General features: G+C 71.6%; 18 protein-coding genes and 1 tRNA gene. 13 read left to right on the plus strand and 6 right to left on the minus strand.

The window, feature by feature from the left end; translation table 11 throughout:
- From astD to ABD056_RS20600, 9 genes are all read left to right on the plus strand, one after another.
- Positions 1 to 1,256 (plus strand): succinylglutamate-semialdehyde dehydrogenase (astD, locus tag ABD056_RS20560; protein ID WP_343869845.1); only part of this gene is annotated, 1,256 nt, incomplete at its 5' end.
- Positions 1,253 to 2,635, plus strand: a complete 1,383-nt coding sequence (astB, locus tag ABD056_RS20565; protein WP_343869847.1) for an N-succinylarginine dihydrolase — start codon at positions 1,253 to 1,255, stop codon at positions 2,633 to 2,635. The genes astD and astB, both read left to right, overlap by 4 nt.
- Before the next feature lie 127 nt (positions 2,636 to 2,762).
- Complete coding sequence (locus tag ABD056_RS20570) at positions 2,763 to 4,175, plus strand: aminotransferase (RefSeq protein WP_343869848.1); 1,413 nt, start codon at positions 2,763 to 2,765, stop codon at positions 4,173 to 4,175.
- A gap of 20 nt (positions 4,176 to 4,195) precedes the next feature.
- Entirely contained in the window at positions 4,196 to 4,978 is a 783-nt protein-coding gene (locus ABD056_RS20575; protein ID WP_343869849.1) for an ATP-binding cassette domain-containing protein, read from the plus strand.
- Between the two features lie 70 nt (positions 4,979 to 5,048).
- Positions 5,049 to 5,819 carry a lysine/arginine/ornithine ABC transporter substrate-binding protein gene (locus ABD056_RS20580; protein WP_343869851.1) on the plus strand — a complete coding sequence of 257 codons (771 nt, stop codon included), beginning with the start codon at positions 5,049 to 5,051 and terminating at the stop codon, positions 5,817 to 5,819.
- 100 nt (positions 5,820 to 5,919) lie between these two features.
- Positions 5,920 to 6,612: an ABC transporter permease gene (locus tag ABD056_RS20585; RefSeq protein ID WP_343869852.1), complete on the plus strand. Its 693-nt coding sequence runs from the start codon at positions 5,920 to 5,922 to the stop codon at positions 6,610 to 6,612.
- A 3-nt stretch (positions 6,613 to 6,615) separates the two neighbouring features.
- A complete protein-coding gene (locus ABD056_RS20590; protein WP_343869853.1) occupies positions 6,616 to 7,386 on the plus strand; it encodes an ABC transporter permease in 771 nt (256 codons plus the stop codon).
- A gap of 37 nt (positions 7,387 to 7,423) precedes the next feature.
- Positions 7,424 to 8,569 carry a succinylglutamate desuccinylase/aspartoacylase family protein gene (locus ABD056_RS20595; RefSeq protein WP_343869855.1) on the plus strand — a complete coding sequence of 382 codons (1,146 nt, stop codon included), beginning with the start codon at positions 7,424 to 7,426 and terminating at the stop codon, positions 8,567 to 8,569.
- Between the two features lie 28 nt (positions 8,570 to 8,597).
- Complete coding sequence (locus tag ABD056_RS20600; RefSeq protein ID WP_343869857.1) at positions 8,598 to 9,608, plus strand: Lrp/AsnC family transcriptional regulator; 1,011 nt, start codon at positions 8,598 to 8,600, stop codon at positions 9,606 to 9,608.
- 66 nt (positions 9,609 to 9,674) lie between these two features.
- Here the strand turns inward: ABD056_RS20600 and ABD056_RS20605 are convergent.
- Positions 9,675 to 9,750: transfer RNA gene (locus tag ABD056_RS20605), tRNA-Glu, on the minus strand.
- A 204-nt stretch (positions 9,751 to 9,954) separates the two neighbouring features.
- Here ABD056_RS20605 and ABD056_RS20610 point away from each other — a divergent pair.
- A complete protein-coding gene (locus ABD056_RS20610; protein WP_343869858.1) occupies positions 9,955 to 10,518 on the plus strand; it encodes a GNAT family N-acetyltransferase in 564 nt (187 codons plus the stop codon).
- A gap of 18 nt (positions 10,519 to 10,536) precedes the next feature.
- On the opposite strand, the gene ABD056_RS20615 is transcribed toward ABD056_RS20610, so the two are convergent.
- Positions 10,537 to 11,064, minus strand: coding sequence for a DUF2076 domain-containing protein (locus ABD056_RS20615; protein WP_343869860.1), 528 nt, complete (start codon positions 11,062 to 11,064; stop codon positions 10,537 to 10,539).
- Positions 11,065 to 11,273: 209 nt separating this feature from the next.
- Here ABD056_RS20615 and ABD056_RS20620 point away from each other — a divergent pair, with 209 nt between their 5' ends.
- Complete coding sequence (locus ABD056_RS20620) at positions 11,274 to 11,492, plus strand: hypothetical protein (RefSeq protein WP_343869862.1); 219 nt, start codon at positions 11,274 to 11,276, stop codon at positions 11,490 to 11,492.
- A gap of 25 nt (positions 11,493 to 11,517) precedes the next feature.
- Positions 11,518 to 11,844 carry a DUF6156 family protein gene (locus ABD056_RS20625; protein WP_343869864.1) on the plus strand — a complete coding sequence of 109 codons (327 nt, stop codon included), beginning with the start codon at positions 11,518 to 11,520 and terminating at the stop codon, positions 11,842 to 11,844.
- 68 nt (positions 11,845 to 11,912) lie between these two features.
- Here ABD056_RS20625 and ABD056_RS20630 read toward each other — a convergent pair whose 3' ends face one another.
- A complete protein-coding gene (locus tag ABD056_RS20630) occupies positions 11,913 to 13,028 on the minus strand; it encodes a branched-chain amino acid ABC transporter substrate-binding protein (protein ID WP_343869866.1) in 1,116 nt (371 codons plus the stop codon).
- 276 nt (positions 13,029 to 13,304) lie between these two features.
- On the opposite strand from ABD056_RS20630, the gene ABD056_RS20635 reads away from it, so the two are divergent.
- Positions 13,305 to 14,240 carry an alpha/beta hydrolase gene (locus ABD056_RS20635; RefSeq protein WP_343869868.1) on the plus strand — a complete coding sequence of 312 codons (936 nt, stop codon included), beginning with the start codon at positions 13,305 to 13,307 and terminating at the stop codon, positions 14,238 to 14,240.
- 6 nt (positions 14,241 to 14,246) lie between these two features.
- On the opposite strand, the gene ABD056_RS20640 is transcribed toward ABD056_RS20635, so the two are convergent.
- The 3 genes from ABD056_RS20640 to ABD056_RS20650 form a co-directional block, all read right to left on the minus strand.
- Positions 14,247 to 16,352, minus strand: coding sequence for a site-2 protease family protein (locus ABD056_RS20640; protein ID WP_343869869.1), 2,106 nt, complete (start codon positions 16,350 to 16,352; stop codon positions 14,247 to 14,249).
- Between the two features lie 95 nt (positions 16,353 to 16,447).
- Positions 16,448 to 17,833, minus strand: a complete 1,386-nt coding sequence (locus ABD056_RS20645) for an efflux RND transporter periplasmic adaptor subunit (protein WP_343869870.1) — start codon at positions 17,831 to 17,833, stop codon at positions 16,448 to 16,450.
- Between the two features lie 105 nt (positions 17,834 to 17,938).
- Positions 17,939 to 18,709: an efflux RND transporter periplasmic adaptor subunit gene (locus ABD056_RS20650; protein ID WP_343869872.1), complete on the minus strand. Its 771-nt coding sequence runs from the start codon at positions 18,707 to 18,709 to the stop codon at positions 17,939 to 17,941.
- Positions 18,710 to 18,872: the final 163 nt, after the last annotated feature.

Genomic DNA, 18,872 nt, shown 5'->3' on the forward strand with positions numbered 1-18,872 from the left:
TCGCCTACAAGGACGCGCTGGAGGCCCGCAAGGACGCCCTGGCTGCCGCCATCATGGCCGACACCGGCAAGCCGGCGTGGGAGGCGGCGACGGAAGTGGCCTCCATGATCGGCAAGGTCGCCATCTCCATCACCGCCGAGGACGAGCGCTGCCGCGAGCGCACCACCGACGCCGGCGCCCACCGCGCCGTGCTGCGCTATCGCCCGCACGGCGTCTGCGCCGTGTTCGGCCCCTACAACTTCCCCGGCCACCTCGCCAACGGCCACATCGTGCCCGCCCTGCTGGCCGGCAACACCATCGTCTTCAAGCCGAGCGAACTGACGCCGCTCACTGCCGAGGTGATGGTGGAGGCGTGGCAGGCGGCGGGACTGCCCGACGGCGTGCTGAACCTGGTGCAGGGCGGCCGCGAGACCGGCGAGGCGCTGGCCGGTCACCCCCAGCTCGACGGCCTGTTCTTCACCGGATCGGCCCGCGTCGGCAAGCTGCTGGCCCGCCAGCTGGCCGACCGGCCGGGCGTCATGCTGGCGCTGGAACTGGGCGGCAACAACCCGCTGATCGCCTGGAACCCGGCGGATGTCGAGGGCGCGGCGCGGCTGATCGTGCAGTCGGCCTTCGTCTCCGCCGGCCAGCGCTGCACCTGCGCCCGCCGCCTGATCGTGGCCCCCACCGACGCCGGCGCGGCGCTGGTGGAGGCGGTGGCCGCCCTGGTCGACCGCCTGCAGATCGGCCCCGACGCCGAGCCCGCCTTCATGGGCCCGCTCATCTCCAACACCGCCGCCGATCAGGTGCTGGCGGCCGAGGCCGCGCTGGCCCGCGCCGGCGGCCGGGTGATCCGCGGCGCCGTCCGCCCGGTCGCCGACCGGCCGTGGCTGACGCCGGGGCTGATCGACGTCACCGGCCTCGCCGACCGCCCCGATGACGAGGTGTTCGGCCCGCTGCTGCAGGTGATCCGCGTGCCCGACTTCGACGCCGCCGTGACCGAAGCCAACGCCACCCGCTACGGCCTCGCCGCCGGGCTGGTGGCCGACGACGCGGGGCTGTGGGAGACCTTCCTGCGCCGCGCCCGTGCCGGGGTGGTCAACTGGAACCGGCCGCTCACCGGCGCGTCCTCCGCCCTGCCCTTCGGCGGCGTCGGCGACAGCGGCAATCACCGTCCTTCGGCCGCCCATGCCGCCGACTACTGCGCCTATCCCGTCGCCTCGCTGGAGGCCGACGGCCTGTCCGACATTCCCCTGCCGCAGGGAGTCCGCCCATGACCACCGCCGCCGCCTTCGAGGTGAACTTCGACGGCCTGCCCGGCCCGACCCACAATTACGCCGGCCTGTCGTGGGGCAACATCGCCTCCGGCAGCAACGCCCGCGCCGCCTCCAACCCGCGCGAGGCGGTGAAGCAGGGCATCGCCAAGATGCGCCGGCTCATGGCCATGGGCTTCCGCCAGGGCGTGCTGCCGCCGCACGAACGGCCGCATGTGCCGACCCTGCGCCGCCTCGGCTTCACCGGCACCGACCGGCAGGTACTGGAGAAAGCCTGGGCCGCCGATCCGTCGCTGGTGCTGTCGGTATGCTCCGCCTCCGCCATGTGGACGGCCAATGCCGCCACCGTGTCGCCGAGCGCCGACACCGCCGACGGCCGCGTCCACTTCACCCCCGCCAACCTCGCCGCCATGGCCCACCGCGCCATTGAGCACGAGGTGACCGGCCGGGTGCTGCGGGCCACCTTCCCCGACCCCGCCCGCTTCGCCCACCGCCCGGCGCTGCCGGGGATCGAGCATTTCGGCGACGAGGGTGCGGCCAACCACACCCGCTTCTGCGACAGCTACGGCGCGCCGGGGGTGGAGCTGTTCGTCTACGGCCGCCGCGCCTTCGACAAGGCCGCCCCCAGGCCGGCAAAGTTCCCCGCCCGCCAGACGCTGGAAGCCTCGCAGGCCATCGCCCGGCTGCACGGGCTGGAGGCCGGGCGCACCGTCTTCGCGCAGCAGAACCCGGCCATGATCGACGCCGGCGTGTTCCACAACGACGTCATCGCCGTCGGCAACGGCACCGTGCTGTTCCACTACGAGGACGCCTTCGTCGACACCCCCAAGGTGCTGGCGGAGCTGCGCGCAGCCCTCGGCCCGGCCGGCTTCACGTCTGTCGAGGTGCCGGCCGCCGCCGTGCCCATCGGCGACATGGTGAAAAGCTATCTGTTCAACAGCCAGCTGCTCACCCGTCCCGACGGCGACGGCATGATGCTGCTGCTGCCCATGGAGGCGCAGGAAACCGACAGCGTGCGCAGCTGGCTCGAAAGCCTGGTCGGCGCCGACGGCCCCATCCGCGAGACGGTGTTCATGGACCTGCGCCAATCCATGCGCAACGGCGGCGGCCCGGCCTGCCTGCGCCTGCGCGTGGTGCTGACGGAGGCTGAACTGGCCGCCGCCAACCAGGGCAGCCTCATGACCCCGGCGCTGGCCGACCGGCTGGAGGGCTGGGCCGACCGCCATTACCGCGACCGCCTGACGGCCGAAGACCTGCGCGACCCGGCGCTGCTGGAGGAATGCCGCGCCGCGCTCGACGACCTCACCGGCCTCCTCGGTCTCGGCGCCGTCTACGACTTCCAGCGCGAGCCGCAGGGCGGCACCGCCGTCGCGGCGCAGTAAAAGCCGGGAAAGATTCCGCACGGGCGGGAGCATTCGGGCATTTTCCTCCCGCCGCCGATGCTAGCGTAACTGAAACGTCAAAGGCCGGTCCGCCCGAACGAGACCCGGCCACGACAGGAGAGGCACAATGGCGAACACCTACGACGCCGCGGCCCTGCGCCGCGCGGACGCCGACAGCATCCTGCATCCCGCCAGCGTGGCGGCCGACGTGGCGGCCAACGGGCCGGCCGGCATCATCGCCTCGGGCCGTGGCTCGACGGTGGTCGACGTCGACGGCACCGAGCTTCTGGACGCCGTCGGCGGCCTGTGGTGCGTCAACGCCGGCTACGGCCGCCAGGAAATCGGCGACGCCATGGCCAAGGCGGCCGGCGACCTTGGCTACTTCCACACCTTCACCGGCATGTCCAACCCGCAGCAGATCCAGCTGGCGGAGAAGCTCATGGGCCTCGTGCCCGACACCATGGGGCGGGTGTTCTTCGGCTCCTCGGGGTCGGACTGCAACGACACCCTCATGAAGATCATCTGGTACGTGAATTATCTCCGCGGCACGCCGGAGAAGCGGAAGATCCTGTCGCGCCGCCAGGCCTACCACGGCACCACCGTCGCCACCGCCTCGCTGACCGGCCTCGCGAGCTTCCACAAGGGCTTCGGCCTGCCGCTGGCGGAGGTGATCCACCTGACGGCGCCGGACTACTTCCGCAACGCCAGGCCCGGCGAGAGCGAGGAGCAGTTCTCCGCCCGCCTCGCCGCCGAACTGGACGAGACCATCCGTCGCGAAGGGCCGGAGACGGTCGCCGCCATGTTCGCCGAGCCGATCATGGGCGCCGGCGGCGTCATCGCGCCGCCCAAGGGCTACTTCGAGGCCGTCCAGCCGGTGCTGAAGGCGCACGGCGTGTTCCTGGTCGCCGACGAGGTGGTGTGCGGCTACGGCCGGCTCGGCACCTGGTTCGGCCTCGACAGCTACCCCATCCGCCCCGACATGATCGCCACCGCCAAGGGCCTGACGAGCGGCTATTTCCCGCTGTCGGCCGGCTTCATCTCGCACGAGATCTGGGAGACGCTGCGCGACGGCTCCGCCACCATGGGCGCCTTCGCCCACGGCTTCACCTACGCCGGCCACCCGGTCGGCTGCGCCGCCGCCCTCGCCAACCTGGCGATCATCGAGCGCGAAGGGCTGGTGGAGCAGGCCGCCGACACCGGCGCCTACCTGCACCGCTGCCTGAACGAGGCGCTGGGCGACCATCCGCACGTCGGCGAGATCCGCGGTCGCGGCCTGCTCGCCGCCGTGCAGCTGGTGGCGGACAAGACCGACCGCCGCCTGTTCGACGGCACCCTGAAGACCGCCGGCAAGGTTTCCGCCGCCACCAAGGCGCGCGGCGTGCTGGTGCGGCCGCTGCCCACCGTCGACAGCCTCGCCATGTCGCCGCCGCTGGTGGTGACGCGGGCCGAGGTCGACCGGCTGGTCGGAGCGCTGACCGCCGCCCTGGACGAGGTGACCGGCACCGGCACCACCGCCGCCCCGCTCGCCCGCCGCGCCTGACCCGGACGAAGGATCTTCCCATGCCGCTCGACGCGAACACGCCGGCGCCGCTGGTCATCGAGGGCCTGCGCAAGAGCTTCGGCGCCTACGAGGTGCTGAAGGGCATCGACCTCACCGCCCACACCGGCGACGTCATCTCCATCATCGGCTCGTCCGGCTCGGGCAAAAGCACCTTCCTGCGCTGCATCAACCTGCTGGAGATGCCCGACGACGGCCGCGTGCAGGTCCACGGCGAGCTGATCCGCATGAAGCGGCTGAAGAACGGCCACCAGGAGCCGGCCGACAAGGGCCAGCTGCGCCGCATCCGGGCGCGCCTGTCCATGATGTTCCAGAGCTTCAACCTGTGGAGCCACCTGACCATCCTCGACAACGTCGCCCTGCCGCCGCAGAAGGTGCTCGGCAAGAGCCGCGCCGAGGCGGTGGAGGCGGCGGAGGCGCTGCTCGCCAAGGTCGGCATGTTCGAGCGCCGCGACCACTACCCCGGCCAGATCTCCGGCGGCCAGCAGCAACGCGCCGCCATCGCCCGCGCGCTCGCCATGGAGCCCGAGGTGCTGCTGTTCGACGAACCGACCAGCGCCCTCGACCCCGAACTGGTGGGCGAGGTGCTGAAGGTGATGGCAGGTCTGGCCGAGGAAGGCCGCACCATGCTGGTGGTCACCCACGAGATGGCCTTTGCCCGCGAGGTATCGTCGCAGGTGATGTTCCTGCACGCCGGCGAGGTCGAGGAATTCGGCGAACCGGAAACGGTCTTCGCCAACCCCAGAAGCGAGCGCCTGCGCCAGTTCGTCAGCCGCAGCTTCTGATAAAAAACAAGAAGCCAGGAAACGCAGCAACCAGCCTTCCAACCGGAACACATACAGGGAGTTCCTTCACATGAAGACCATCCTTGCCGGCGCCGTCGCGGCCGCCGCCCTGCTTGCCGTCGCCCCCGCCCAGGCGGCCATGACGGAAGTGACCGTCGGCACCGAAGCCGCCTACGCCCCCTTCGAATACGTCAACCCGCAGGGCGAGATCGTCGGCTTCGAGATCGAGCTGGGCAACGCCATCTGCGCCGCGGCGGAGCTGAAGTGCACCTGGGTCAACGTGCCCTTCGACGCCCTGATCGCCCAGCTGCAGGAAAAGAAGATCGACGCCATCATGTCGTCGATGTCCATTACCGAAAAGCGCCAGAAGAGCATCGACTTCACCAAGAAATACTTCCAGGTGCCCAACGCCTTCGTCGCCAGGAAGGGCAGCACCCTCGACGTCGCCAGCGAGGGTGGCCTGAAGGGCAAGGTCATCGGCGTGCAGTCCGGCACCACCAATGCCGACTACCTGAAGGCCAAGTACGAGGACAGCGTCGAAATCCGCCGCTACCCGACGCAGGAGGAAGTCACCATGGACCTGGTGAACGGCCGCCTGGATGCCATGGTGGTCGACAGCGTCATCGGCTCGGAATGGTTCAAGAAGCCGGAAGGGCAGGATTACACCTTCGTCGGCCCCATGCTGCGCGACCCGCTGTTCGGCCAGGGCGTCGGCGTCGGCCTGCGCAAGGGCGACGACGAGCTGAAGGCCCGCTTCGAAGCCGGCATCGACAAGGTGATGGCCGAGGGCATCCCGCAGCAGCTGTCGCAGAAGTGGTTCGGCGTGAACATCTACGAATGATGTCCGCCGCGGCCGGGGCGCCAGTGCCCCGGCCGTCCGCTTCTTCCCGCCATCCGCCGCCTGCGGCACCGGGTGCCGCCGAACGAGACGAGGAGCCGCTATGGAACCGACATGGGCCTACGGCTGGATGATCGTACAGGGAGCCGGCTGGACGCTGGCCCTGGTGTTGACCGTTATCCCGGTGGGGCTCCTGCTCGGGCTTCTGGGAGCCGCCGCCAAGCTGTCCCCCTTCGCACCCTTGCGCTGGGTGGCGGACGGATACACGACCTTCATCCGGGGCATCCCCGAACTCCTGATCATCTTCCTCGTCTTCTTCGGCGGCAGCCGGGTGGTGATGTGGCTGCTGGAGGGCATCGGCCTGCCCGACGTGCGGGTCGACATCAACCCCTTCGTGGCCGGCGTCATCGCGCTTGGGCTGGTGCAGGGCGGCTTTGCGACGGAAGTGTTCCGCGCCGCCATCCAGTCCGTCCCGCGCGGCCAGATCGAGGCGGCGGAGGCCTGCGGCTTCACCCGCTGGCAGATCTTCCGCCACGTCACCCTGCCGCAGGTGTGGCGCATCGCCCTGCCGAGCCTCGGCAACCTCTTGCAGATCCTCATCAAGGACACGGCGCTGATTTCCGTCGTCGGGCTGGCCGACATCATGCGCAACGCCCAGATCGGCGCCGGCGCCACCAAGGAGCCGTTCACCTTCCTGCTCATGGCCGGGGCGCTGTACCTGATGATCACCACCGTCGCGACCACGGGCATCGCGCTCATGGAAAAGCGCGCCAACCGCGCCTACCGGAGGGCCTGATCCATGCGCTGGGACCTGATCGCCGAAGCCGCCCCCGACCTGCTGAAGGGCACCTGGGTCACGCTGCAGCTGCTGCTGATCCCGCTGGCGCTCGCCACCGCCCTGTCCATCCCCCTCGCCATCGCCCGCGTCTCGCGGCTGTGGTGGGTGCGGGCGCTGCCGGCGGCCTTCATCTTCGTGTTCCGGGGCACGCCGCTGCTGGTGCAGCTGTTCCTCATCTACTACGGCCTCGGCCAGTTCGAGACCCTGCGCGACGGCTTCCTGTGGGACAACATCCTGCGGCATGCCTACTGGTGCGCCATGATCGCCTTCACGCTCAACAACACCGCCTACATCGCCGAGCTGATGCGCGGCGGCATCAACGCCGTGCCCCATGGCGAGGTGGAAGCGGCGCGCGCCTACGGCATGAGCGGCCTGCAGGCCTACCGCCACGTCATCCTGCCGCGCATGTGGCGGATCATCCTGCCCGCCTACAGCAACGAGGTGGTGTTCAGCCTGAAGGCGACGTCGCTCGCCTCGGTCATCACCGTGCTCGACCTGACGGGGCAGGCCAAGGTCTACTACTCCATGTACTACGAGCCCTATGACTTCTTCATCGCCGCCGGCGCCATCTATCTGGTGCTGGTGTTCGTGGTGACGCGCATCCTGCGCGGCGTCGAGTGGCAGCTCAACCGCGCCTTCCGGCCGCCGAAGACGGTGGCCGTCGCCACCGCCGCGGCGGAAGCGCCGGGCCCCGCCCCGCGCGCCGTCGCCGATGGCCGCACCGCCGCCTGAAACTCCTCCTCCCGCCCCCGCAAGGAAGGACACACCCATGCCGGATACCGCCCGGCTGCCGCTGGTCAGCGCCAGCCCCGGCACCGATCGCGCCCTCACCGTCCACCGCTACGGCCGGCGCGGGGCGCGGCCCAAGGTCCACATCCAGGCCGCCCTGCACGCCGACGAGCTGCCCGGCATCCTGGTCATCGACCACCTGCTCCGCCTGCTCGACGCCGCCGAGGCCGCCGGGCGCATCGCCGGCGAGATCGTGGTGGTGCCGGTCGCCAACCCCATCGGCCTCGACCAGGTGCTGAACGGCCATCTGCTCGGCCGCTTCGACCTGGCGGCGGGGGTGAACTTCAACCGCCTGCATTGCGACCTGGCGGATGCGGTGGTGCAGGCGGTGGACGGGCGCCTCGGCGACGATCCGGCCGCCAACGTGGCCGCCGTGCGGGCGGCGCTGCGGGCCGCCTATGACGCCGCCGCTCCCGCCCCCGTGGGACAGGCGGAGCATCTGAAGCGGCTGCTGTTCGGCCTCGCCCACGACGCCGACCTGGTGCTCGACCTGCATTGTGACTGGGAGGCGGTGATGCACCTCTACACCGCCACCGCCAGCTGGCCCGACGTGGCCGACATCGCCCGTCAGCTGGGGGCGGAGGCGGTGCTGACCGCCGGCCAGTCCGGCGACGTGCCCTTCGACGAGGCGCTGTCGTGGCCGTGGATGGCCGTCGCCGCGCGCTGGGGCGACCGCTTCCCGGTGCCGCAGGGCTGCCACAGCCTCACCGTGGAACTGCGCGGCCAGTCCGACGTGGACGACAGCCTCGCCGCCGCCGATGCCGCCAACCTGCTGGCGGTGCTGATCCGCCGCGGGGCGGTGGCCGGCGACCCCGGCCCCTTGCCCGCCGCCCGCTGCGACGCCAGCCCGCTGGAAGCGGTGGACATGGTGAAGGCTCCCGCCGCCGGGGTTCTCGTGTATGCTCACGCCGTCGGGGCGCGGGTGGACCGGGGCGCGGTGCTCGGCCATGTGGTGAACCCGCTGGCCGACGATGCCGCCGGACGGCGCGTGCCCTTCACCGCCGGCACCGCCGGCATCGTCTACGGCCGCCTGGCGCAGCGCCTGGTGCGGCCGGGCGACGTCATCTGCAAGGTGGCGGGCAGCACCATCCTGGCCCATCGCACGGGGAAGCTGCTCACCGCCTGAGACCGGGGCAGGAAGGATCGGGCAGCGCATGGCGCGCAAGGTGAAGCTGGACGAAACCAACCTGCGGATGCTCAACGCCCTGCAGACTCAGGCGCGGCTGACCAGCGGCGAGCTGTCCGACCGGCTCGGCCTGTCGCAGAGCGCCTGCCTGGAACGCTGGCGCAAGCTGGAGAAATGCGGCGCCATCCGCCGTTACCGCACCGACATAGACCTCGACCGGGTGACGCCCAACGTGCGGGTGTTCGCCGAGGTCACCCTGGACGGACAGCGGCCGGAGGACTTCAAGGCCTTCCTCGACGTGCTCGACGGCTGCCCCGAGGTGGTGGCCGCCTACCGCATCAGCGGGCCGTTCGACGTGATGGTGTGCTTCGTCTGCCGCGACGTCAGGCGCTACCACGACCTGTCGGAGCAGCTGATCGAGACGGTGCCCGGCATCACCCGCTTCAGCGGCCATGTGGTGCTGGGGCGCATCAAGGGCTATTCCGGCTATCCCCTCGGCACCCTGAGCGGGCTCGACCTGCCGCCACCCCCGCCGCCGCCCCCGCCGGCCGAGGCGGCACCGCTGCGGCTGGACGCCCTGCACCTGAAGATCCTGCACTGCCTGCAGACCGACGGCCGCATCTCCAACCTCGCCCTGGCCGAGAAGGTGGCGCTGTCGCCGTCGCCCTGCCTGGAGCGGGTGAAGCGGCTGGAAGCCCATGGCTACATCGGCCAGTACGTGACGGAAATCGACCTCGACGCCTGTCTGCCGCACGTCTACCTGATGGCGGAGGTGACCCTGGAAAGCCACTTCACCGCCGACTTCAAGCGCTTCGAGGAGCGGGTGCGGGGCATTGCCGAGATCATCTCCTGCTACAAGATCGCCGGCCCCTACGACTACACCATGGACATCATCTGCCGCGACATGACCCATTTCCGCGAACTGGAAGACTACTTGACCGGCCGCGACATGGCGCTGGCCAAGCTGCGCTTCCATGTGGTGCTGCAGCGGATGAAGCTGTTCGCGGGCTTTCCGCTGGAGCGGCTGGTGGCGGGATGACGAGGCATGAGAGACCGCCGGATGCGAAAACCCCGCCGTCTGCCGACGGCGGGGTTTTCTGAAACTTGGCGTCCCCACGGGGATTCGAACCCCGGTCGCCGCCGTGAAAGGGCGGTGTCCTAGGCCTCTAGACGATGGGGACGTAGGGGCCTGTGCCTTGTGTGGGGCGGGTTTTAGCGGGTTGGCGGCGGCCGTGCAAGAACTTTTTTCACCCGCCTTTCCGTTTTTGCACCAACCACTTGCCCCGTCCCCGCCCGCCGCCGAGTGGCCCTTGCCTGCGGCCGGCGCCTGCGGCACCGTGGCAGCACGATCACGCCCGTTGCCAGCTGGACAGGAGCCTTCCGCCGTGGCCGCTTCCTCCCCGCCCTCCCCCGACGCCGCCGTGCGGGTGCGCGATGCCGTCGCGGCCGACATGGATGCCGTGCAGGCGATCTATGCCCACCATGTGCGGCACGGCACCGGCAGCTATGAGTACGACCCGCCCGACCTCGCCGAGATGCAGGCGCGCTGGCAGAAGATCGTCGCCCAGGGCCTGCCGTGGCTGGTGGCGGAGGATGCCGGCAGCGGCGCCGTGCTCGGCTATGCCTATGCCGGCCTGTTCCATGGCCGCATCGGCTGGCGCTTCGTGGTGGAGGACAGCGTCTACATCCACCCCGACCACACCGGCCGCGGCCTTGGCGAGGCGCTGCTGCGCGAAGTGCTGGAGCGCTGCGAGGCGCTCGGCTACCGGCAGATGATGGGGGTGGTGGGCGACGGAGCCAATGCCGGCTCCATCCGCCTGCATGAAAAGCTCGGCTTCACCCGCATCGGCACGGCGAAGGACACCGGCTGGAAGTTCGGCCGCTGGCTGGATACGGTCTACATGCAGAAACAGCTGGGACCGGGCGGCAGCGAACCGCCGCCCGGCTGAAGCGGAGCCGTCAGCGGCTCACCACTCCATGTCGCCCATGTCCATGTCGTCGCCGGCGCCGTAGTCGGCCTCTTCCTCCGCCGGCGCTTCGGCGGCCTGGGCCATGTCGGGCATCAGCGCCGCCGACAGCAGGTTGCCGAGCACGAGGCCGCCGGCCACCGCCATCATGGTCTGGCCGGCGCCGGCCATGAAGCCGCCGCTGCCAGGCCGCGACTGGGCGGCGTGGGCGAGGATGGGCGACTGCCGCGTCGCCGGCACCGGCGCCGGCACGCCGCGCGCCCCGCCGCCGAACAGGCCGCCGAGCAGACCGCCGCCGGCCGGCTGGCGCAGGGCGTGCTCCAGCTGCTCGATGCGGTTCTGGGCGACCTTCAGGCTTTCCTCCAGCATCACGATGCCCTGCGCCATGTAATAGGGGGCGTGCGGCTGCTTCTTCAGGTGGGCCGCGATCAGCGCCTCGGCATCGGCATCGCGCGGGCCGGCCTGGCGCTCGGCCTCGGCCACCTTGTCGAAGACCCCGTCGATGAGGGCGCGGTCGTTGGCATCCATCGTGTACAACTCCTAGGTCAGGATGGAACGGACATCGCGCCTCAGATGGACGCCGCCGACGCGCCTTCAAGCGTCGGCATGCGCGCATCCGCCTCTTCCGCGCGGCGGCGAATCGGGGTACTGATCACCCTCAGGCGGCCGTGTAAGCACTCCCCCCGCGGGCCGTCGCTGACATCCATCGCGCATTGGCGAAGAGGGAGTGCTGCATCATGGCGACTTTCATGATCAAGGTGGCGGGCGAAGGTCTGGTGGCCAAGGCCCACAAGCTGGCCGATCCCGGCCCCACCACCGGCTCGTCCATCATCTATGAAGTGGTCGACGTGCCCGACGGTCTTTCGGTGGACGACGTCATCGCCCGCTTCAAGGGCTTCAGCGCGCCCAAGGACCGCTACGAGATCAGCTTCCGCGAACTGCCGGTGCCGGCCTGACCGGCGGCACGGAGGAGGACCGGCCGTGAGCCAGGACCCCACCCCCGGCCCCGCCCCGACGCAGCGGTATTTCGTCACCTACAGCGGCGTGCGCCTGCCGCTGAAGCTGGTGACGCCGCTGGCGCCCGACCAGCTCGGCAACCGCAACACCTGCTTCCGCGCCACCTATGACGGGCTGGAGCGGCTGGTGCTGTGCGAAAAGCTGGTCTACGGCAGCGTCGAGCTGACCCACCGCTACAGCTACCACGGCGACGGCGCCACCCTGGCGGAGGCGGAAATCACCGGGCCCGACGGCGAGGTGCGGCTGATCCGCTTCGATGCCGAAGGCGCACCGCTGCCGCCGCCGGCCTGAACGGCACAGGCCCCGCCGGAGCATCCTCCGACGGGGCCTGCGGCCTGCTCACGCCTGCGACGGCGGGATCAGAAGCCGGCCGGCTTGGCGCTGCCGCCCTGCCAGCCGTAGAACACGAACTGCGGCGCCTTCAGGTCGCCCTTGTCGTCGAAGTCCATGGTGCCGACCACGGTCTCGAAGCTGCCGTTGCGCAGGGCGCCCAGCACCGCTTCCGGGTCGGAGGAGCCGGCGGCGGTCATGGCCTGGGTCAGCACCTGGGCGGCGGCATAGAAGTAGTAGGCGAAGTTGTCCGGGTCGCCCTTGCCGTCGGCCTTGAAGGCCTCCACCGCTTCCTGCGCCGTCGGGTTCTGCGAGGCATCGGGGGTGAAGGTGAACAGGGTGCCTTCGCCGGCATCGCCGGTGATGGCCCAGAACTCCGACGACGACAGGCCGTCGCCGCCGACGAAGGTGGCGTTCAGGCCCTGCTGGCGGGCCTGACGGACGATCTGGCCGAGGTCGTTGTAGTAGCCGCCGAAGTACACCACCTCGATGCCGTCCTGCTTCAGGCGCGACACCAGGGCGGAGAAATCCTGCTCGCCGGGGGTGATGGAGCCTTCCATGGTCGGCTGCTTGCCGGCGGCGATCATGGCCTTCTTGGCTTCTTCGGCCAGGCCGCGGCCATAGGCCTGCTTGTCGTGGACGACGGCCACCTTCTTGTCGCCGAAGCGCTCGGCGATCATGGCGCCGGCGACCGAGCCCTGCTGGTCGTCACGGCCGGTGGCGCGGAACACGGTGTCGAGGCCGCGCTCGGTCAGCTCCGGCCCGGTGGCGGAGGCGGAGATCATCGGGATGCCTTCCTCGGCATAGACCGACGACGCGGCGATGGTCGGGCCGGTGCACATGTGGCCGAGCACCGCCACCACGCCGGAGGACACCAGCTTGTTGGCGACCGCCACGCCCTGCTTGGGATCGCAGGCATCGTCCTCCACCTGCAGGGTGATCTGCTCGCCGTTCAGGCCGCCCTTGTCGTTGAAGGCCTTGATGGCGGCTTCGACGCCGCGGCGCGACTGCTCGCCGATGGCGGCGATCTGGCCGGTCAGGCCGAGGGCCACGCCGACCTTGACGTCGGCCAGCGCCGGCATGGCGGCGGTGAGGCCGAGAGAGGCGACGGACGCCGCAAGAGCGGCCCGGGTGATGGCACGCATGTTCCTACCTCGTTGTTTGTCTATTGATCTCGGTAAGCATCGCCGGGTGCCGGGCTCCCATGTCCTCCCTCACAGCGCGGCAACCGGAGCGCGACCCTACAGAAGCGGCCGGGGAGGCGCAATCCCAGGCCCATTCCGAACGGCCCGACAGGACCAAAGTTTCCGCCTTTGCCGCGACCGCGCACGTTTCGCACCTGCAGCACCTTGACCGCCGCCGCCCGCCGGCCGACCCTGACCGCCAACCGCCCCGATACCCCGCCGCCGTCACCAGGAGCCATGAGCCAGACACCCCTCGACCCCGCCACCCGCGCCTTCCTCGACCGCCTGGCCAGCGGCCGCCGGCCGCCGACCTGGCAGCTGCCGGTGGCCGAAGCGCGGGAGGGCTTCGCACGCCTGCAGCGCCGCGCCGGGCAGCCGGGCCCGGCGACAGTGACCGCCGCCGACCTGACCGTCGCCGGGGCGGCGGGACCGCTGGCCGCCCGCCTCTACACCCCGCCGGCGGAGCAGGCGGTGGCGGCGCGGCCGCTGCTGCTGTGGCTGCACGGCGGCGGCTGGGTGATGGGCGGGCTCGACACCCACGACGGCCCCTGCCGCACCATTGCCCACGGCTACGGCGGGCCGGTGCTGGCGGTGGACTACCGTCTGGCGCCGGAAGCCCCCTTCCCGGCCGCCCTGGACGATGCCGAGGCGGCGCTGGCCTGGGCCATGGAGCGGTTCGGGCCGGTGGCGCTCGGCGGCGACAGTGCCGGCGGCAACCTAGCGGCGGCCCTGTGCCTGCGGCTGGCGGGGCGGCGGGCGCCGCAGCCCGTGCATCAGGTGCTGGTCTATCCCTGCCTCGACGCCACCCTGGCCGGTGCCAGCCATGCCGAGCACGGCCAAGGTCGCTTTCTGGAAGAGGCGGACGTGCTGTGGTTCCTCGACCACTACGCCACCGGCCATGGCGTCAGCGTGCTGGACCCGGAGCTGTCGCCCTTGCTGGCCGAAAGCCTGCGCGGCCTGCCGCCGGCGACGGTGGTGATCGCCGGCCACGACCCGCTGGCCGACGACGGCCGCCGCTGGGTGGCGCGCCTGCGGGCGGAGGGCATCGGCGCCCGGCTGATCGAGCACGGCGGCCTCATCCACGGCTTCCTGCACATGACGGCGCTGATCCCCGCTGCCGAGGCCGCGCTGCAGGCCCTGGGGGCGGAGATCGCCGCCGACATGGCAGTGTGAGCGGCGTCAGAAGGTGCTTTCGCGGATCAGCACGCCGGCGACGGTGCGCCACAGCCGCACCAGCAGGCTTTCCGCCTGCCCTTCGACCCGCAAGGTGCCGCGCCGTAGCTGCGCCGGCGCCTGGGTGTCGTCCGGCTCCACCGTCAGGCGGTAGAGCGACCGTTCCGGCTTCAGGCGGCCCTCGGCGTCCTGGCGGGTGGCGATGGCGCCGCCCTGGTCGGCCGCCAGCAGGGCATGGTCGAGCACCGGCCGGTTGATGCCGTCGATCGCCGTCACCCGGCCGGACACGGCCGGCGCCAGGGCGTCGTCGGGATGGAAGCGGGCGGCGGCGCCGGCCGTCAGGCGCGGCAGGTCGTCCTGGCCGGCATAGGCGACGATGCGGGCAGCATCGCGGCCGACCACCCGCAGCAGCACCGCCTTCGGCTCCACCCACACCCCCGCCCGCAGGCCCGGCATGACGTCGGTGACCCGCCCTGCCACCGCCGCCGTCAGGGTCAGGCGGCCGTCGCGCGCCACCAGGGCCGCCTCCTCCGCCAGCAGCCGTTGCAGGTCGGCGGCCAGCAGCGGCGCCTCGGCCCGCAGGGTGTCATCGGCGGTGGAACGGTCGAGGGTCAGCTGGGTCACCGCCAGCCGCAGCCGCGCCAGGGTCAGCTGGAAGGCCAGGTCCGGCGCCTCCAGCACCACCAGCGGATCGCCGGCCCGCACCACCATGCCGGGCTCCACCAGCACCTGGGCCACCCGCGCCGGCTCGGGCGCGTGCAGTTCGTGGCTGCGCACCGCCTCCAGCACCGCCGGCAGGGCCACGGTGGTGCGCCACGGCACCGCCACCGCCGCCACCAGCAGCGCCAGCAGACCGAGGGTGACGGCCACGTTGACGGTCGGGCGCAGATCCTTGCGACGGCTCCACCACACGCGCACCTCCGACGTCACCGGCTTGAGGATGAACCAGACGATCTCCACCACGAACAGCAGGATGCCGACGACCTTGATGAAGAAGTGATAGACCAGCAGCGCGATGCCGAGGAACAGCACCAGCCGGTAGACCCAGGTGGCCCAGGCGTAGGCCACCAGCAGCCGGCGGCGGCCGCGCGGCAGCGCCTCCGGCGGCGGGTCGCCGAGGCCGAACAGGATCTCCCGCAGCGCCCAGCGGCCCAGCGCGAAGGCGCGCGGCTGCAGGTTGGGCTCGTCCAGCCAGTCGGCCAGCAGGTAATAGCCGTCAAAGCGCATGAACGGGTTGAGGTTGATGGCCAGCGACGCCGTCCACCCCGCCGTCGCCAGGAAGAAGGCGGCCGAGCGCAGCGGCCCGTCGTCGCTGAAGGCCCACACGAAGGTGGCCAGCACCGCCACGCACAGTTCCACCGTCACCCCGGCGGCGCCGATGGCGAGGCGCTGGCGGCGGTCGGTGAGGCGCCAGCCGTCGGAGGTGTCGGTGTAGAGCACCGGCCACAGCACCATGAAGGCCACCCCCATGGTCGGCACCCGGCAGCCGTAGCGGTGGGCGGTGAAGGCGTGCCCCAGCTCGTGCAGGATCTTGCTGACCACCAGCGCCACGCCCATCCACGCCAGCCCCTCCAGGCTGCTGAACTGGGTGAAGGTGTGGACGAAGCTGTCCCACTGGCGGGCCACCAGATAGATGCCGGCCGCCGCCAGCACCACCATCAGCCAGGCCACCGCCGGAGTGTAAAGCGCCTGCACCAGCGGCCAGGCGCGGCGCAGGAAACCATCCGGCCGCACCAGCGGGATGCGGAAGAACAGGTAGTTGTGCAGCAGCCAGCGGCTCCAGCCCGACCGCATGGCGGCGGCCTGGCGGGTCCACATCTCGCGGTCGGCCGCCGACTGCATGTCGACCAGGGCGTTGGCGCGCAGGAACTGCACCAGTTGCATCACCTCCGCCCGCCCTGGGGTCAGGGTGGTTTCGGCGGCGACCGCCTCGCACAGGGCGGCGCCGGTGCCGGCCTGCCAGCGACCGAGCATCTCGAATGCCGGCCAGCTGAGGCGGTGGTAGCGGTTGCGCACCGGATCGTGGATCGTATAGGTCGGCGAACCGTCGCGCGCCCGCGGCCCCGGCAGCAGCCGCAGGTCGTCGCGCAGCGGCGGCAGCGGCAGGGTCATCGGGTCCGGCGCCCCCATTCCGCCCAGGCCGCTCACGGTCGGCCCGGCGACGGAAGGAGCGGCGGGAGAGGCGGGAGAGGCGGCGGCCATGGTCGTCACAGCCCCAGCATCTGGCGCAGGGTGGCGATGGGGCGGCGGAACAGGGTGAAGGCCAGCGGCGCGTGCTCGCCATAGAGCTTGGCGGTCCCCTGCAGGCCGAGGCGCGGCGCGGCGTCGTCCAGGAACCCGGCCTCGATACGGTAGGCCAGCACCCCCTCCGGCGTCAGCTCGGCGCTGTAGCTGGCGCGCCGCAGCACCGCCGGCACCGGGTTGAGCGGATCGACGGCCAGGAACAGCCGCACCTCGGTGCCCGCCTCCAGGCTGATGGCGTCGGACACGGCGAGCCACGCCCGCAGTTCCGTGCGCTCCGGATCGGCCAGCACCATCACCCGCTCGCCCACCGCCACCGGGCGGCCGGTCCAGTCGTCGCGGTTGGCGAACACCGCCACGCCATCGGCCGGCGCCGCCACCACCGCGCGGGCCAGCAGTTCCTCGGCATAGGCCAGTTCGGTCTGGCGCAGGGCGACGGAGGCCTCCTTCAGTGCCACCTCGCCCTTACGGGTGACGTCGCGGAAGGCCGCCTGCTGCGCCAGCCGCAGGTCGGCCTCGGCCACCGCCAGCTGGCGCGCCGCCACGTCGCGCTTGGCGCGCACCGGCGCTTCCTCGAAGCGGAACAGCGGCTGGCCGGCGGTGACGGGCTGGTTGGGCTCGACCAGCACCTCTTCGATGACGCCGTCGAGCGGCGCGGCGATCACCCGCGGCTCGCGCGGCACCACCTCGGCCGGGGCCAGGGTGGATTGCTGCACCGGCCACGCCAGGGCGCCCAGCACCACCGCCGCCGCCGTCCAGCCGAGCCAGCGCCGGCGCCGCGCCCCATCGCCCGCCGACGACGCCTGCCGGCCGCCGAAGCGCCGGCCGGGGCGCCGCCGCAGGGCATCCCAGGCATGGCCGTAGGCATCGGCCAGACGATCCGCCAGCACCAGTTCGGCCGGGGAGAACGGCACCTCGCGGGCCAGCAGCAGGCCGCCCAGCGGCGCCTGACCCTGCGGCGCCGGCAGCGGCACCCAGATCACCTCCGGCGGCCACCACTCGGCCCATTCCGCCGCCAGATCGGACGGCAGCGCCGCCCCATCCAGCCGCCGCACCGCCGGCATGCCGGGCGGCGGCGGCGACGGCGGCGGCAGATCGGGCCGCAGCGTCAGCAGCACCTGCCCCAGCCAGCGCACGAACGGCGCCTCGCGGTCGAGCACCGGCACGTTGGACACCGCCTCCACCACAAACCGCCCCGGCCCGCGCAGCCGCACCAGCACGGCCTGCCGGAAGGTCACCAGCCGCCGCGTCTGGTTGACGAGCACGAAGCGCAGCGCATCCTCGGTTTCGGCGCGGCGGGCCTCCTGCTCCAGCTGGAGCAGCACGGCATAGACGCTGGTCTGTTCAGTCATCGGCTGGACGGGGCCTTGCGCCCCCCTCCCGTGGCGGGGTCGATTGCCGGCACCAGCAAGCGGCAGGCACCCTTAAAACATGATGAACGGACTGTCCCGGCCGCCTTACTGGGGCGGATCGAACCGGGCCGTGCCGCTCATGCCCGCCACCAGCTGCGGCGCCGGCTCCGCCAGCACGGCGTGAACGGTGACCGACTGGCTGACCGGGTCCACCCGCGCGCCCAGGCGGGTGACCTTGGCGGCGTGGCTGGTGCCGCTTTCGTCCACCGCCACGGTGAGGCGATGGCCGGCCTTCAGCCAGCTCAGCCACGGCGACGGCACGATCACCTCCACCTCCAGGGTGGTGTCGTCCAGCACCTCGATCAGCGGCTTGCCGGCTTCCACGCTTTCATGCTGCTTGGCGTGCTGCTGCACCACCCGGCCGGGGAACGGCGCCACCACCTTGCAGCGGTCGACCATCACCGCGGCGCCATCCACCATCGCCTTCACCTCCTGCACCTCGGCACGGGTGATGGCAACGTCGAGGTCGCCGATGGAATTGAGCCGTCGCAGCTGCTCGTTCGACCCCAGCCGCGCCTGCGCCGCCGCCAGCCGGCCGCGGGCCTCCGCCAGCCGGGCCTGATACAGGCGGCAATCGAACTCCACCAGCACCGCCCCCTTGTCGAAGCGGCTGCCGGCCCGCACCGGCATGCTGGCGATGGTGCCGGCCAGTTCCGCCGACAGCACCGCCTCGCGCGTCGGCACCAGCAGGCCGCGGGCCGACAGCTCGCCGCCCCCCGCGCCCTGGGCCGCACCGGGCCCCGCCGCCGCGCCGGCCAGGCCGACGACGACGGCGGCGATCACACCACCTTTACTCATGCACTTGGTAAACGACACGCTCAGAACCTCACCGTACCGGGCATCACCGCCCACACCGCCGGCGCCGAGGCCGGGGTGAGGCGGATCCGTTCCGCCCCGGCCGGTGCCGTCGCCACCTCCACCGCCGGCGGCTGGTAGGCCGTGACCGCCGCCGCGACCGCCGCCGAAGCGGCGGCCGGGG

The organism is Caenispirillum bisanense (genome assembly GCF_039523075.1).
In the GTDB taxonomy this organism is placed as follows: Bacteria; Pseudomonadota; Alphaproteobacteria; order Rhodospirillales; family Rhodospirillaceae; genus Caenispirillum; species Caenispirillum bisanense.

Excerpts from the sequence above, each read along its gene's own strand:
- astB (WP_343869847.1), top strand. The coding sequence starts at position 1,253 with ATGACCACCGCCGCCGCCTTCGAGGTGAACTTCGACGGCCTGCCCGGC.
- ABD056_RS20570 (WP_343869848.1), top strand. The coding sequence starts at position 2,763 with ATGGCGAACACCTACGACGCCGCGGCCCTGCGCCGCGCGGACGCCGAC.
- ABD056_RS20575 (WP_343869849.1), top strand. The coding sequence starts at position 4,196 with ATGCCGCTCGACGCGAACACGCCGGCGCCGCTGGTCATCGAGGGCCTG.
- ABD056_RS20580 (WP_343869851.1), top strand. The coding sequence starts at position 5,049 with ATGAAGACCATCCTTGCCGGCGCCGTCGCGGCCGCCGCCCTGCTTGCC.
- ABD056_RS20585 (WP_343869852.1), top strand. The coding sequence starts at position 5,920 with ATGGAACCGACATGGGCCTACGGCTGGATGATCGTACAGGGAGCCGGC.
- ABD056_RS20590 (WP_343869853.1), top strand. The coding sequence starts at position 6,616 with ATGCGCTGGGACCTGATCGCCGAAGCCGCCCCCGACCTGCTGAAGGGC.
- ABD056_RS20595 (WP_343869855.1), top strand. The coding sequence starts at position 7,424 with ATGCCGGATACCGCCCGGCTGCCGCTGGTCAGCGCCAGCCCCGGCACC.
- ABD056_RS20600 (WP_343869857.1), top strand. The coding sequence starts at position 8,598 with ATGGCGCGCAAGGTGAAGCTGGACGAAACCAACCTGCGGATGCTCAAC.
- ABD056_RS20615 (WP_343869860.1), bottom strand. The coding sequence starts at position 11,064 with ATGGATGCCAACGACCGCGCCCTCATCGACGGGGTCTTCGACAAGGTG.
- ABD056_RS20620 (WP_343869862.1), top strand. The coding sequence starts at position 11,274 with ATGGCGACTTTCATGATCAAGGTGGCGGGCGAAGGTCTGGTGGCCAAG.
- ABD056_RS20630 (WP_343869866.1), bottom strand. The coding sequence starts at position 13,028 with ATGCGTGCCATCACCCGGGCCGCTCTTGCGGCGTCCGTCGCCTCTCTC.
- ABD056_RS20635 (WP_343869868.1), top strand. The coding sequence starts at position 13,305 with ATGAGCCAGACACCCCTCGACCCCGCCACCCGCGCCTTCCTCGACCGC.
- ABD056_RS20640 (WP_343869869.1), bottom strand. The coding sequence starts at position 16,352 with ATGACCCTGCCGCTGCCGCCGCTGCGCGACGACCTGCGGCTGCTGCCG.
- ABD056_RS20645 (WP_343869870.1), bottom strand. The coding sequence starts at position 17,833 with ATGACTGAACAGACCAGCGTCTATGCCGTGCTGCTCCAGCTGGAGCAG.